Source organism: Pseudoalteromonas sp. SR45-1 (assembly GCF_014163655.1).
Classification (GTDB): domain Bacteria; phylum Pseudomonadota; class Gammaproteobacteria; order Enterobacterales; family Alteromonadaceae; genus Pseudoalteromonas; species Pseudoalteromonas distincta.
Window position 1 is genome coordinate 160,394 of sequence record NZ_JACJDR010000008.1, and the last position, 15,284, is coordinate 175,677.

Consider the following 15,284-nt stretch of genomic DNA (forward strand, 5'->3'; position numbering starts at 1 on the left):
AAATTAACGGCATCCGTATTCGCTAAAAAAGTTTAAACCAAGTTATATGTGGGTAAAAATAATACAAACTAATTAATTCTACCCAAAATCCATAAATTTAACAGTTTATTTACGCCAAATTGGTAACTTAATTGTGATGGATGACTTATTTGCCAATGCGCAATATCAGCTCTTGCGCCAACCTTTAAAATACCACGGTCGTCTAAACCTAGTGCTTTAGCTGCATTTCGAGTAACACCAGCTAATGCTTGCTCAGGTGTTAATCTAAACAATGTGCATGCCATGTTCATCATCAAGTGCACTGAGCATAGTGGTGAAGTACCTGGGTTAAAATCACTCGCAATAGCTATAGGTACTTTATATTGATTAAGTAATTCAATAGGTGGGAATTTAGTTTCTCTTAAAAAATAAAATGCACCTGGCAATAATACCGCTACCGTCCCAGCGTCTGCCATGGCTTTTACACCCTCTTCATCTAGATGCTCAATATGATCCGCCGAAAGGCCATTAAACTGCGCCACCAGCTTAGCACCCTGTTGATTAGATAGCTGCTCAGCATGGCATTTTACTGGGAGGTTATGCTTTTTAGCCGCCTGGAAAACACGTTTGGTTTGCGAATAACTAAACCCAACATTTTCACAAAATACATCGACTGCATCAGCAAGATTATTAGCCACTACCTGATCAAGCATGTCAGTACACACTAAATCAATATATTCATCAGCACGGCCTTTGTATTCAGGCGGTAGAGCATGCGCCCCTAAAAAAGTAGTTTTAATATCAATAGGGTGATGTTGACCTAATAAACGAGCGACTTCTAATATTTTTATCTCATTTTCAGTATCTAGCCCATAACCAGACTTTATTTCAACGGTGGTTACACCTTCTTTTAATAACGTATTTAAGCGATCTTTTGCATCAACAAACAATTGTTCACGGTCGGCTGCTCTTGTGGCTTTAACCGTGCTTGCTATGCCACCGCCTTGTGCTGCGATTTGCTCATAGCTTACGCCTTGCAAACGCTGTTCAAACTCTTGCGATCTTGAACCTGCAAATACTAAGTGAGTATGGCAATCTACTAAGCCCGGCGTTAACCACTGTCCTTTTACACTCAATGTCGGCGTTGCAAACACATCAAAACTAGGCAATGTTGATTGCTCTCCAATCCACGCAATTTTACCATTTTTAATGGCTATAGCAGCATTTTCGATTGCGCCATAAGGGGCATTTATATTGCTATCCATAGTGGCAATATTGGCATCAGTTAAAAGTAAGTCGATTTCTTCTAACTCATAATTTTGTGTTGTGCTTTGCATTTTTTAGCCCTTTTTACGCCCAGAGTGATGAAAATATAGTCTAACAACCCATCTTGTATATACAAGGTAATTGTGTCATCTTATTTATATAGTTTATTTTTAATGTAACCATAAATTTAATGACGACACCTAAATTTGCGCAAATAAAACAATTCATTGTTGATAAAATACGCAGCGGTACGTGGCAAGAAAACCAACGTGTTCCCTCTGAAAACGAACTAAGTAGTCAATTTAGTGTAAGCAGGATGACAGCCCGCAGAGCACTAAGCGAATTAACCGAGGCAGGTATTTTAACCCGCAGCCAAGGGTTAGGTACATTTGTAGCTACATTTAAATCGCAGTCATCGTTACTTGAAATAAAAAATATTGCTGATGAAGTAAAAGAGCGTAACGGCAACTACACCTGTAGCGTACTCATACTCGAATCAATAAATGCAGTCGCACCTATTGCCATTGCACTTGGTGTTGAGGTTGACAGTGTTGTATATCGAAGTGTACTTGTGCATAACGAAAACGACAGCCCTTTGCAGCTAGAAGAGCGTTTTGTAAATCCTGCCCTTGCGACTGGCTACTTACAACAAGACTTTAGCATGCTTACACCACATGAATATCTATCTAGTGTTGCCCCACTTACCCAAGCAAGGCATACAGTAGAGGCCATTATGCCAAACAGCGAAATGTGCCAATGGTTAAACTTATATAATGAAGAGCCATGCTTACAAGTAATCCGACGCACCTGGTCTGTTAAAGGCATTGTAAGCTTTGCGCGCCTTGTATCACCAGGCAGTAAATATCGCTTAGGTGGCCACTTAACATTTAAAAAATAACAAACAATAGCGCTTACTGCGCTTTTTTTATAACAAATCACCTTGTATATACAACAGGAGCAAAACATGAACAACCGACTCGACACAAGTCGCGTAATACGTGCACCTCATGGAGATAAAATAAGTGCTAAAAGCTGGCAAACAGAAGCTGCTAAGCGCATGCTAATGAATAATTTAGACCCTGAAGTTGCAGAGCATCCTCATGCACTTGTTGTATATGGTGGTATTGGCCGAGCAGCTCGTGATTGGCCAAGTTATGACAAAATTATAGAAACCCTCGATAGGCTCGAAAGCGACGAAACCCTGCTTGTACAATCAGGAAAACCCGTTGGTGTATTTAAAACCCACAGTAATGCGCCTCGCGTGCTTATTGCTAACTCAAATCTTGTTCCACACTGGGCAAATTGGGAGCACTTTAACGAGCTCGATAAAAAAGGCTTGATGATGTACGGGCAAATGACGGCGGGTTCTTGGATCTATATTGGCTCGCAAGGCATAGTACAAGGAACTTACGAAACCTTTGTAGCTATGGCAAAGCAACATTTTGCAGGTAGCGCTAGTGGTAAATGGGTATTAACAGGTGGTCTTGGTGGTATGGGCGGTGCGCAACCACTTGCAGCTACAATGGCTGGGTTTAGTGCACTGGTTGTTGAATGTGATGAAAGCCGTATCGATTTTCGTATAAAAACAGGCTACGTTGATGTAAAAGCAACAAATCTTGAACACGCACTGCAATTAATAACCGATGCATGTGTTAAAGGTAAAGCCCTCTCAGTGGGTTTACTAGGTAACGCTGCCGATGTATTTAGTACACTGGTTAAAACAGGCATTACCCCTGATGTAGTCACAGATCAAACATCTGCTCACGATCCATTAAATGGTTACTTACCACAAGGCTGGACAATGGAGTACGCAGCAAAAATGCGTGAGCAAGATCCAAAAGCCGTAGTAAAAGCCGCTAAACAATCAATGGCAGTCCAAGTTAAAGCTATGCTAGCACTACAAAAAGCCGGTGCCGCCACTACTGATTACGGTAATAATATTCGTCAAATGGCGTTTGATGAGGGTGTTACCAACGCGTTTGATTTTCCTGGATTTGTGCCTGCCTATATTCGCCCTTTATTTTGTGAAGGGATTGGACCATTTAGATGGGTAGCATTATCAGGCGACCCTGAAGATATATATAAAACCGACGCTAAAGTAAAAGAGCTTATTCCTGATGATGCACATTTACATAACTGGCTTGATATGGCGCGGGAACGCATACAATTCCAAGGTTTACCTGCACGCATTTGCTGGGTTGGCCTAAAAGATAGAGCACGCCTTGCACTGGCCTTTAATGAAATGGTTAAAAATGGCGAACTTAAAGCCCCTATAGTTATTGGTCGCGATCACCTCGACTCTGGCTCAGTTGCCAGCCCTAACCGCGAAACAGAGAGCATGAAAGATGGCTCAGATGCAGTATCAGATTGGCCATTACTCAACGCACTGCTTAATACCGCAAGTGGCGCTACTTGGGTGTCGCTTCATCATGGTGGCGGTGTAGGAATGGGATTTAGTCAGCACTCTGGTGTAGTTATTGTTGCCGATGGTACTGATGAAGCTAAAGAGCGTATTGCTCGCGTACTGTGGAACGACCCTGCAACAGGTGTAATGCGCCATGCTGATGCCGGATACGACATAGCAAAAAACTGCGCTAAAGAACAAAATTTAGACCTACCTATGTTAAACGAGGAATGATCATGTTCGAACTTACTATCACACCCGGATCACTTGATTTAAACACACTAAGAAAAATTAATAATTCACCGGTAAAGCTGAGCCTTGCAAAGCATGCCGAGTCGCAAATAGCAGCCAGCGCGCAAACCGTTCAAAATGTTATTAATGAACACCGCACTGTATATGGAATTAACACCGGCTTTGGATTATTAGCCAATACTAAAATTGCCGACGACCAACTTGAATTATTACAGCGCTCCATTGTGCTTTCACACGCTGCAGGTATTGGCGAATACATGGATGACAGCACAGTAAGGTTAATGATCACCTTAAAAGTAAACTCGCTTTCACGTGGCTATTCGGGCATTCGCCTGCAAGTAATCCAATTTTTTATGCAGCTGCTTAGTAGCGAAGTATATCCATGCGTGCCTAAAAAAGGCTCCGTGGGGGCATCGGGAGATTTAGCCCCTCTTGCGCATATGTGTCTACCTTTATTAGCTGAAGGTCAAATGCGACATAAAGGAGAAATAATTAGCGCAGCACAAGGGTTAAAAATAGCGGGACTTGAACCCCTTACCCTTGCAGCCAAAGAAGGCTTAGCATTATTAAATGGCACACAAGCGTCGACTGCGTTTGCACTACAAGGCCTATTTAGAAGCGAGAACCTATATGCACAAAGCTGCGTTATCGGCTCGATAAGTATAGAAGCCGCAATGGGCAGTCGCGCGCCATTTGATGCACGTATTCATGAAATTCGCGGACAGCGCGGACAAATAGATACCGCTCAAGTATTTAGAGAGCTACTCGATACGCACTCTCAGATTAGTAACTCCCACGTCAATTGTGAAAAAGTACAAGATCCATACTGCCTTCGCTGCCAGCCTCAAGTGCTAGGTGCTTGCCTAACTCAGATACGCCAAGCTGCAGAAGTGTTACTATGCGAGTCAAACGGTGTAACCGATAATCCGCTAGTTTTTGCCGATGTAGGCGACATAATATCGGGAGGAAACTTTCATGCAGAGCCCGTTGCAATGGCCGCTGACAACTTAGCAATCGCAATTGCAGAAATTGGCGCATTAGCAGAAAGGCGAATTGCATTACTTATTGATTCAAACCTATCCAAATTACCGCCATTTTTAGTTGAAAACGGCGGGGTAAATTCAGGATTTATGATTGCCCAAGTTACCGCAGCAGCGCTTGCATCAGAAAACAAATCATTAGCGCATCCGGCTTCGGTTGATAGCTTGCCTACATCTGCAAATCAAGAAGATCATGTTTCTATGGCAACCTTTGCAGCAAGGCGCTTAGATGAAATGGCCAATAATACCCAAGGTGTTTTGGCAATAGAATGGTTAGCATCGGTTCAAGGGCTAGAATTTAGAAAGCCGCTTGAACCATCAGATAAAGTGCAAAGCGCTAAAGCATTGTTACGCGAGCATGTAAGTTATTATGATAAAGACCGCTACTTTGCTCCCGATATCGAAGCTGCTAATACATTACTAAGTGAAGGTAAGCTATGCGACTTTATAGAGAGCAGTCCCCTGCCTTCAGCATATTAAATACCGTGCTGATAGCTAAACCCTAAGGCTTCAATGGCTGAGCCTAATATTTTTCGCTCAGCCGAATCAGTTCCTGTAAACGTTGGCATTTCACCACCATGTTGCTGACACTTCATAGCGTAGTATTCAGCTTTTGTGGGGTGCGCAGGATTAACCACATTATAAATATTTTGCCCTACTTGCCAGTGCTCTATCACCGCAAAAATAGCATTAATTACATCTTGTTGATGCACCATATTTACCACTTGCTCACTTGATGTATTGAGCTCTTTACCTGCCACAAAACGCCCCGGTTCTCTATTAGGCCCTAGTAAGCCAGCTAAACGAAGTATTTTGCCATCTTGTTCAAGCACTTGCTCTTCAGCTTCGTAAAGCTTTATTTGGCGCTCGTTTGTGCATGAAATATCGCTACTTTCACTATATACACCAGGCTCTTGATCGTACACCCCGGTTGATGAGCACAATAAAAAGCCCTTTGCGTTTAGCTCCTTTGAAAGCTTAAGCGCTGCGGTGAGTGTTTCAGGATAATTACTTTCACTGTGCCTGCTACGTGGTGGAATAGCACATACCCAATAAGCACCTTGTAAATCAACTTGATGCCTTAATTGTCCATCTTCAAGTGTAAACTGACGCTCAAAGTCAAACTCGTGTATATCTGTTCTATGCGTTCCTTGTACTTGCCAGTCAGCTTTTTGTGCACTTACGCATAAAGCATGTCCTAACCAGCCTGCACCTAATACTACTAATTTATTACTTTTATTTGTCATTTTTGTATAAGCCTTTATTTTAAACGCATAATTAGTTCTTTCTATCTAACTTTATAGAGATTTTAAGTAAGATATGATTAGATATAATTTCATAAATAATAAAAATATGTGTACTCATGCTAAATAATTTATCATTACGGAAGAAAATATTATTATTGATTGGTGGAACAATTACCGTTTTACTAATTATCGCCTCAACATTTTTTGTTAAACACATTGCCAATCTCTCTAGAGAAAACATAGAAAACGAAGCACAAAGTTATCTACAGACCGAGCAACTTTCAATGCAAAGTTACTTCGCGATGTACGGTAAAATGGTATCAACCTTTGTTAATAACCCACATTTAATCAACTTTTTTGAAAATTGGGATACACGCGATCAAGCACTCGAAAGCGCGCCAGGTTACAACGAAGTAAACCAAGACTTTGTGCGTTTAAGCTCAAATGACGAAAACATTTTATCGGCCTTTTTTGCCTCAGCAACCACCGGTGAATACTTTAAAGAAAACGAGCGTACAAGTCACTACAACGGCCAGCCTTATTACGCTTACAAGCGTGGGTGGTGGCAAGAAGCCATGCAAGTTAACAAGCTTTACGTAGGTCCAATCTCTGTTGATTTAACCACAGGCGTAGCATCCGCAGTAGTACAACAACCTGTTTATAACGCTCAGCGAAAACTCATTGGTATGGGCGGTGTTGATTTACAATTAAACAAAATTAACGACATGGTCGAAAATATTCGCTTTAACGGCCAAGGTTATGGATTTTTACTCGATGGTAATCAAAAAGTAGTTCATTTTTCAAAGGCCACTGGGCATAAACTTTCAATTACAGATGAAGGTGCAAACGGTAAAGAAGGGCTCGATGCGCTTGAGCAACAATTTACAAATACAGCAGGCTTTAAAGAGTTAAATACACAAATGCGAAATAACCTTGAAGGCAGCCAAATGGTTACTTTTAAAGGTGAGCAGTTTTATGTGGTTTACCATCGTCTGCAGCTAGAGCAGCCTTATATAGATTGGTATGTAGGTCTACTTATCCCAACTACTATGATTGAAGAGCCCGTAAATGCTGCAGTAACCGCTACAACAACGGCGGTAATTATTATCTTAATCATTATATTAGCCATGATTTTATGGGCTACCCACATGATTTCAAAACCCATTACAACGCTTACGCACATTATGCGTGATATAGCATCGGGCGAAGGCGATCTTACTCAAAAAATTTATATTAATAGTCAAGATGAAGTGGGACAGCTGGCCAACCACATGAACACTTTTATTGATAAGTTGCACGCCATGATGCTTGATACCGCAGCGCAAGCAGAACAACTAAGTAATGCAGCGGCCCAGCTAAGAAGTGTTTCTGAGAAAACAAATTCTGAAATTCAGCAAGAGAAGCAGCAAGTTGATAGCGTGAGCGCAGCGGTAACTGAAATGGCGACTACTGTGCTTGAAATATCACGTAACGCACAACACACAAATAACGCAGCTGAAGAAGTACAAGCAATTACAGCTGAAGGAGCTAGCCGTTCTACACAGGCGCAAACAGTAATGACTGAACTGGCATTACATATTGGCGAAGCATCTAAAGTGGTTGCAGGTCTTGAGCAAGAAAGTAATAACATTGGTGCATTAGTCGATGTAATTAATTCCATTGCTGATCAAACCAACTTACTTGCACTTAATGCGGCCATAGAGGCTGCTCGTGCCGGTGAACACGGTAGAGGCTTTGCCGTTGTTGCTGATGAAGTACGTTCACTAGCAAGTCGCACACAAGAATCAACAGACGATATTCGAAATATGATTTCGCGCTTGCAGCAAATAGCTCAACAAGCCTCAGTAATGATGCAACAAGGACAAGATCAAACCGAGGGCTCAGTGCTTCAAACTAAAGAAGTGCTTAGCTCACTTCACAATATTGCGCAGTCGGTTACTAAAGTACAAGACCAAAGTCATCAAATAGCCACATCTACCGAGGAGCAAACTGTTGTTGCTGAGGATATTAATACGAGCCTTTCGGCAATTAATAACTTAGTGAACAGTACCGCTGACCATGCGCACATCCTCGCTGACGAAGCTCGTGACTTAAGTGATTTAGCTGCGGCGCTTAACAAAACGGTTAATCAATTTAAATTATAAAACATGTATTTAATAGTTGTGTTTAAGCGTAAAACTTAAGCACAACTATAACCCTTGTTTTTAATTTATTTAGCACCATATCTTTACAGTTCGCTGCTATTTTTACTGTAATTGAGTAATACAAAGTGATTTTTACGAACCAGATCAAATTTTTCGATTTTATACACCGATCTTTTTATTGAGATAGTTTGTTGTTTGGCAGAGTCTGGTATAGTAGCGCACGTAATAAACAGTGCTTTTTGAACGGTTTAATACAAAATTGCTAATTAATATGTTCTAAGTGTTACTTAAAAGCACATATTAATTACCAATTGTTAAAAATGGGTTAGCCGATACTCGGCTGACAAAGAATACATTGTAACGGTTTTATCATGATATCTAATTTATTTACCAAGCTTTTTGGTAGTCGCAATGACCGCACTATTAAAAACTTAAGAAAGACGGTCGCGCTAATCAATGCGCTAGAAACGCAACTTGAAGCGCTTTCTGATGAAGATTTAAGAGCTAAAACAGCTGAGTTTAGAGAACGTTACGATAACGGACAAAGCCTTGACGACATTCTACCAGAGGCTTTTGCTGTGGTACGTGAAGCGTCAAAGCGTGTAAATGGCATGCGTCATTTCGACGTGCAGTTATTAGGTGGTATGGTTTTACATCAAGGTCGCATTGCAGAAATGCGTACCGGTGAAGGTAAAACACTTACAGCTACTCTACCAGCTTATCTAAACGGCTTAACAGGCAAAGGTGTTCACGTAATTACCGTGAATGACTACCTTGCTAAACGTGATGCTGAAACCAACCGTGCGTTATTTGAATTTTTAGGCCTTACAGTAGGCTGTAACGTACCAGGTATGATGCCGCAGCAAAAGAAGCTCGCTTATACTGCCGACATTACATACGGTACTAATAACGAATTTGGTTTTGACTACCTTCGTGACAACATGGCTTTTAGCATTGATGAACGAGTTCAACGTCCATTATTCTATGCTGTAGTCGATGAAGTGGATTCAATCTTAATAGATGAAGCACGTACCCCGCTGATTATTTCAGGCCCAGCTGAGGATAGCTCTGAGCTATACACTGAAATAAACACCATCGTTCCTTTACTTGAGCTTCAAGAAAAAGAAGACGAAGAAGGCATTGAAGGTGACGGCGATTACACTATCGATGAAAAATCTAAGCAAGTTCATTTAACAGAACGTGGTCAAATTAAAGTAGAAGAGCTACTTACTGAGCGCGGCTTAATTGAAGAAGGCGATTCGCTTTATTCAGCAGCAAGCATTACGCTACTAAGCCATGTTTATGCCGCCCTTCGTGCTCATAAGCTATACCAAAAAGATGTTGATTACGTTGTAAAAGAAAACGAAGTAATTATTATCGATGAGCATACTGGTCGTTCAATGGAAGGTCGTCGTTGGTCAGAAGGTTTACACCAAGCTGTTGAAGCAAAAGAAGGTGTAAAAATTCAAAACGAGAACCAAACACTTGCCTCTATTACGTTCCAAAACTACTTCCGTTTATACGAAACGTTAGCAGGTATGACAGGTACAGCCGATACTGAAGCATTTGAGTTTCAGTCAATTTATGGCCTAGATACTGTTGTTATGCCAACTAATAAGCCGATGATTCGTGATGATCGCGCCGATTTAGTTTACCTAACGCAAGAAGAAAAATACGAAGCTATTTTAATTGATATTAAAGACTGCCAAGACCGTGGACAACCGGTGCTTGTTGGTACTATTTCAATTGAAAGCTCTGAGTATTTATCGCAGTTTTTACGCAAAGAAAAAATTAAGCACAACGTACTTAATGCTAAATTTCATGCGCAAGAAGCTGACATCGTTTCAGATGCTGGCCTACCAGGAACAGTAACAATTGCAACAAACATGGCCGGTCGTGGTACCGATATCGTGTTAGGTGGTAACTGGAACAGTGAAGTTGAAAAACTTGAAAACCCAACTGATGAGCAAATTGCTGAAATTAAAGCAGCTTGGAAAATTCGCCATGATGCAGTAATTGATGCCGGCGGTTTACATATCATTGGTACTGAACGTCACGAATCTCGTCGTATAGACAACCAATTACGTGGTCGTTCTGGTCGTCAAGGTGATGCTGGTTCAAGCCGTTTTTACTTATCGATGGACGATGCGCTAATGCGTATATTTGCCGGTGAGCGCATGACTAACATGATGCGTAAATTAGGCATGCAACGCGGTGAAGCAATTGAACATCCATGGGTAAACCGTGCGATTGAAAATGCACAGCGTAAAGTAGAAGCACGTAACTTCGACGTTCGTAAGCAACTACTTGAGTACGATGATGTAGCAAACGATCAACGTCGTGTTGTTTACTCTCAGCGTAACGAACTACTTGAAGAAGGTGATATTTCAGAAACTATTACTGCAATTCGTGGTGACGTACTTAGCAATACAATTGATCAGTACATTGCACCGCAAAGCCTTGCTGAAATGTGGGACATTCCTGGCCTTGAAGAGCGTTTAAAACAAGACTTCTTAATTGAGTTACCTATTACTCAGTGGTTAGCAGATGACAATAAACTATACGAAGAAAAGCTTCGTGAGCGTATTGAGCAGGCGGTTGAGCATTCATACAAGCAAAAAGAAGAGCAAGTTGGCGATTCTGTTTTACGTCAATTCGAAAAAGCGATTATGCTACAGAGTCTTGATCAGCATTGGAAAGATCACCTTGCTGCAATGGATCATTTACGCCAAGGTATTCATTTACGTGGTTACGCGCAAAAGAATCCTAAGCAAGAGTACAAGCGTGAATCGTTTGAGCTGTTCTCCGAAATGCTTGAAAACTTGAAAGTAGATGTTGTAAGCATTCTAAGTAAAGTACAAGTACGCGCAGAAGAAGATGTTGAAAAAGTAGAAGAGCAACACCGTAAAAGTGAAAATGCTCCTCGCGAATACCAACATGAAGAAGCTGAGCACGTAGGTGGCGAAGCGCCAGAAACAGCGACAGTAATGGCTCGTACAGAACCAAAAGTAGGTCGTAATGACCCTTGTCCTTGTAAATCAGGTCAAAAATTCAAACAGTGTTGCGGTAAATTAAAGTAACCCAATATTGTCAGTAGCTTATTAAAAAGCGGCGCTAGCGTCGCTTTTTTTTATGGAGTTTTAAAGTAATGACTATAGAAATTGTACATGTAGCTGTTGGTGTTATTAAGAAAAATAACGCTATATTCATTTGTAAACGTGCAGATGAACAACATCAAGGCGGTTTATGGGAATTTCCTGGTGGTAAAGTTGAAGCTGGAGAAAGTGTGTTTGTTGCACTTAAACGCGAGCTTATTGAAGAAGTTGGACTAACCATTCACAGCTCTAGCCAATTGATGGTGATTGAACATGACTACGGCGATAAATGCGTTAAATTAGATGTACACGTAGTAAGTAACTTTAGCGGTGAAGCACATGGCGCTGAAGGGCAACCTAGCGAATGGGTAGCAATTACTGAATTAGAAAATTATGATTTTCCTGAAGCGAATGCTGAAATTATCGAAAAAATAGTTGCCCGATACGCATAAAAAAAGGGCATAAGTGAGCACAATGAATATCTCAATACAAAATAAGCTAAGCGAACTGTTAGCACTGCCCCCTGAGTTAACTCAAGTTAGTGCGATTGGTAGCGGTCATATAAATAGTACATGGCTACTTACAAGTATTGATAAACAATTTATTGTGCAAAAACTTAATACTGAGGTATTTAAAAACCCTGCTCAGTTAGTGAGTAATGCAAAACTGATTGAGCAGCATTTAAATGCTAAACAACTGCAAAATAATTACCCGCTTGAAATAATCAAACATATAGCTACACAAAACGATGAACACTTAATAAAAATTGATAATGCGTATTATCGCGTCCTTAACTATATTAGCGATAGCTACAGCGAAGACGTTGTTAAAAATACCCAGCAGAGCGAGCAAGCGGCTTACGCCTTTGGCGTATTTGCTCATGCATTACAAGATTTTGATGCGCAACAGCTACACACTGTAATCCCTGATTTTCATAACTTAGCGATGCGCTTTGAGCAATTAAATACCGCAATCACTAACAACGTAGTTAATAGAGTAAAGCACTGCGCTGACGAAATAGAATATTGCTTAACGCAGCAGCATTTAATTACTGAGCTTAGTCAGGTAGCTAAACACATACCGCTTAGAGTGTGTCATAACGATACAAAAATAAATAATATGCTGTTTTGTAATACAACTCACAAAGCAAAAGCAGTTATTGATTTAGACACCTGCATGGCAGGATTTTGGCTTTATGACTTTGGCGACATGGTACGTACATTTTGCTCCCCCGAAGCCGAGGATTCAACAAACTTACACAACGTTGTTATTCGAAAAGATATATTTTCAGCCATTGTAAAAGGCTATGTAACGCCATTAAAAAATAGCATGAGTATACTAGAGCAAGAAAGCTTATTATTAGGCGCTAAAATAATGCCGCTCATGTTAAGTGTGCGCTTTTTAACTGATTACTTAAATAACGATGTGTACTTTAAAGTATCTCATGCAGAGCATAATTTAGAGCGAGCACAAAACCAACTCGCGCTTTATAAAAGCATACTGAGTAACGAAGAATGGATGCACGCGTGCTTAGTCGATGAACAAATTCAAGATACAAAAAAACCAGTAAGCTAAAAACTTACTGGTTTTTTGTTATTTATAGCAATGCAATTACCAGATTTTTACGCGATCTTCTGGTTTGATATACATTTTATCACCTTCTTTTACGTCAAACGCTTCGTAAAACTCAGGCATGTTCGACAAGATACCGATTACACGGTAGTGGCTTGGTGAATGAGGGTCTGTTAATAAACGATTACGTAACTCTTCATCGCGGTAGTTACGACGCCAGATTTGTGACCAACCCATAAAGAAACGTTGATCGCCTGTGTAACCATCTATCACGGGTGCTTTTTTATCACCTAAAGATAGCATATACGCTTTATGCGCAACGGTTAACCCACCTAAGTCACCAATGTTTTCGCCAAGCGTTAGCTCACCATTAACACTTGCATCTTCAAATGGTTTATATTCGTTATACTGTGCAACTAAAGCCGCTGTACGCTCTTCAAATTGCTTAAGGTCAGTCTCACTCCACCAGTTACGTAAGTTACCGTCACCGTCGTATTTAGCACCTTGGTCGTCAAAACCGTGGCCAAGCTCATGCCCAATTACCGCGCCAATTGCGCCGTAGTTTACAGCATCATCCGCTTCTAAATTAAAGAATGGTGGTTGTAATATAGCGGCTGGAAATACAATTTCGTTGTTTACTGGGTTGTAATAAGCATTGACTGTTTGCGGAGTCATGTGCCATTCAGAGCGATCAACTGGTTTACCCAATTTAGCAATCATATCTGCGTATGCCCATTCGCTATAACGGATGTAATTACCTACTAGCTCATCTGAGTTAATCTCTAGCTCTGAGTAATCTTTCCACGTGTCTGGGTAACCAATCTTAGGCGTAAATTTATCTAATTTTTCTTTCGCTGCAAGCTTTGTTTCAGGGCTCATCCACTCAAGATTTTCGATAGCAACGCCATAACCTTTAATTACGTTATCAACTAACTCTTCCATGCGTGCTTTAGCTTCTGGGGGGAAGTTATCTTTAACGTATACCTTACCTAAAATCTCACCTAGTACACTGTTAGATGCATCAACCGCTTGCTTCCAAAGAGGTGCTTGTTCTTCTACGCCACGAAGTGTTGTGCTGTAAAAGTCAAAGTTAAGGTTAACTAAATCTTCGCTAAGTAGCTCTGCATAACCACTTACAAAATGAAATTTTAAGTAGTTTTTCCACGTCGCTAAATCAGTATCTTTATAAATAGTAGCAAGTGCTTCTAAGTAGCTTGGTTGACGTACAATAATATCACTTGCACTCACACCTGCATCTTTAAAGAATGCAGCTAAATCAAGCTCCCCCATCAACTTGCTTGCGTCTGCTACTGTCATCTTGTTGTAAGATTTAGTTGCGTCACGGCTTTGCACACGGCTCCATTGAGCATCAGCTAGTGTTTTTTCAAATGCAAGTACGCTCTTGGCAGCTTCTGCTGCATTTTTAACGCCTGATTTTGCTAAAACATCTGTGATGTATTGCTCGTAAGAAGCGCGAATTTTAGTGAATTTTTCGTCATCGTTTAAGTAATAATCACGATCTGGTAAACCTAGGCCCGACTGAGATAAATACAATGCATACTCGCTCGAGTTTTTAGCATCGTTATTTACAAACCAACCAAACGGTAAAGTACCGCCTTGTTTTTGAATTTTAGCCATTAAACCCACTAAGTCAGCTTTAGATTTAACGCTATCAATTGTATCTAATGACGGTTGTAATGGCGTAATACCTAGCTCATTACGCGCAGATTGATTCATGTAGCTTTTATAAAATGCGCCAATTTTATACTCATCACTGCCTTTTTTAGCGGCCTTATTCGCGGCTGCGTTTTCAAGGGCAATTTTCATCGCTTTTTGTGACTCATCATATAGCTGCGAAAAAGAACCGTAGTTAGACTTATCACCTGGTATTTCAGTTTTTGCTAACCACTGTCCATTTACATGATAATAAAAATCGTCTTGTGCGCGTACTGAACTATCCATATTCGCTAGTTCAATACCAAGCTCTAGTGGCTTTTCAGCGGGTGCTGTTACTACAGGAGTGTCGGTTACTTTAGCTTCTTGTTGTTTTTCACCACAACCTACTAGACCAAGTGCAAGCGCTATGCTCGCAGCGGCCATTGTTACTTTATTCATAATGATTCCGTTTGTTAGTTAGAATTAAATCATACCAATCTGCTTATGTATGGGGTCTAATTAACGTTAAGAAAATTACGCTAGAACTAAGCAAAAGTTTTTGTATCTAGTTGTTCTAAATAAAAAATTTTTAACGACGTTATAGTGCAATTTAATTCGTTAAATTGATC

At 40.6% G+C, this 15,284-nt stretch carries 10 protein-coding genes; 7 read left to right on the forward strand and 3 right to left on the reverse strand.

All coding sequences use genetic code 11. The features are described from left to right. Window positions 1-68 precede the first annotated feature (68 nt). Window positions 69-1,316: an imidazolonepropionase gene (gene hutI / locus H5089_RS10265; protein ID WP_182696196.1), complete on the reverse strand. Its 1,248-nt coding sequence runs from the start codon at window positions 1,314-1,316 to the stop codon at window positions 69-71. Between the two features lie 119 nt (window positions 1,317-1,435). Here hutI and hutC point away from each other — a divergent pair, with 119 nt between their 5' ends. From hutC to hutH, 3 genes are all read left to right on the forward strand, one after another. After that, window positions 1,436-2,143 (forward strand): histidine utilization repressor, encoded by a 708-nt coding sequence (gene hutC, locus H5089_RS10270; protein ID WP_002959947.1) that lies wholly within the window; start codon window positions 1,436-1,438, stop codon window positions 2,141-2,143. A 66-nt stretch (window positions 2,144-2,209) separates the two neighbouring features. Next, on the forward strand, window positions 2,210-3,883 hold the full coding sequence (gene hutU / locus H5089_RS10275) for a urocanate hydratase (RefSeq protein ID WP_182712155.1): 1,674 nt from the start codon (window positions 2,210-2,212) through the stop codon (window positions 3,881-3,883). A gap of 2 nt (window positions 3,884-3,885) precedes the next feature. Further along, the gene (gene hutH, locus H5089_RS10280) at window positions 3,886-5,421 is read left to right on the forward strand and encodes a histidine ammonia-lyase (RefSeq protein WP_182712156.1); all 1,536 of its coding nucleotides are present in this window, start codon (window positions 3,886-3,888) and stop codon (window positions 5,419-5,421) included. Here hutH and H5089_RS10285 read toward each other — a convergent pair. Further along, the gene (locus H5089_RS10285; protein WP_182682814.1) at window positions 5,418-6,188 is read right to left on the reverse strand and encodes an NADP-binding protein; all 771 of its coding nucleotides are present in this window, start codon (window positions 6,186-6,188) and stop codon (window positions 5,418-5,420) included. The two genes, hutH and H5089_RS10285, sit on opposite strands and share 4 nt — an antisense overlap. A 116-nt stretch (window positions 6,189-6,304) precedes the next feature. Here H5089_RS10285 and H5089_RS10290 point away from each other — a divergent pair, with 116 nt between their 5' ends. From H5089_RS10290 to H5089_RS10305, 4 genes are all read left to right on the forward strand, one after another. Further along, a complete protein-coding gene (locus H5089_RS10290; protein ID WP_182712157.1) occupies window positions 6,305-8,332 on the forward strand; it encodes a methyl-accepting chemotaxis protein in 2,028 nt (675 codons plus the stop codon). Between the two features lie 371 nt (window positions 8,333-8,703). Further along, window positions 8,704-11,412: a preprotein translocase subunit SecA gene (gene secA / locus H5089_RS10295; protein WP_182672761.1), complete on the forward strand. Its 2,709-nt coding sequence runs from the start codon at window positions 8,704-8,706 to the stop codon at window positions 11,410-11,412. Between the two features lie 68 nt (window positions 11,413-11,480). Further along, a complete protein-coding gene (mutT, locus tag H5089_RS10300) occupies window positions 11,481-11,879 on the forward strand; it encodes an 8-oxo-dGTP diphosphatase MutT (RefSeq protein WP_007377262.1) in 399 nt (132 codons plus the stop codon). Between the two features lie 22 nt (window positions 11,880-11,901). Continuing rightward, window positions 11,902-13,002 carry a phosphotransferase enzyme family protein gene (locus H5089_RS10305; RefSeq protein ID WP_182712158.1) on the forward strand — a complete coding sequence of 367 codons (1,101 nt, stop codon included), beginning with the start codon at window positions 11,902-11,904 and terminating at the stop codon, window positions 13,000-13,002. 36 nt (window positions 13,003-13,038) lie between these two features. Here the strand turns inward: H5089_RS10305 and H5089_RS10310 are convergent, their stop codons facing one another. Continuing rightward, window positions 13,039-15,114, reverse strand: a complete 2,076-nt coding sequence (locus tag H5089_RS10310; RefSeq protein ID WP_154903909.1) for a M13 family metallopeptidase — start codon at window positions 15,112-15,114, stop codon at window positions 13,039-13,041. Window positions 15,115-15,284: the final 170 nt, after the last annotated feature.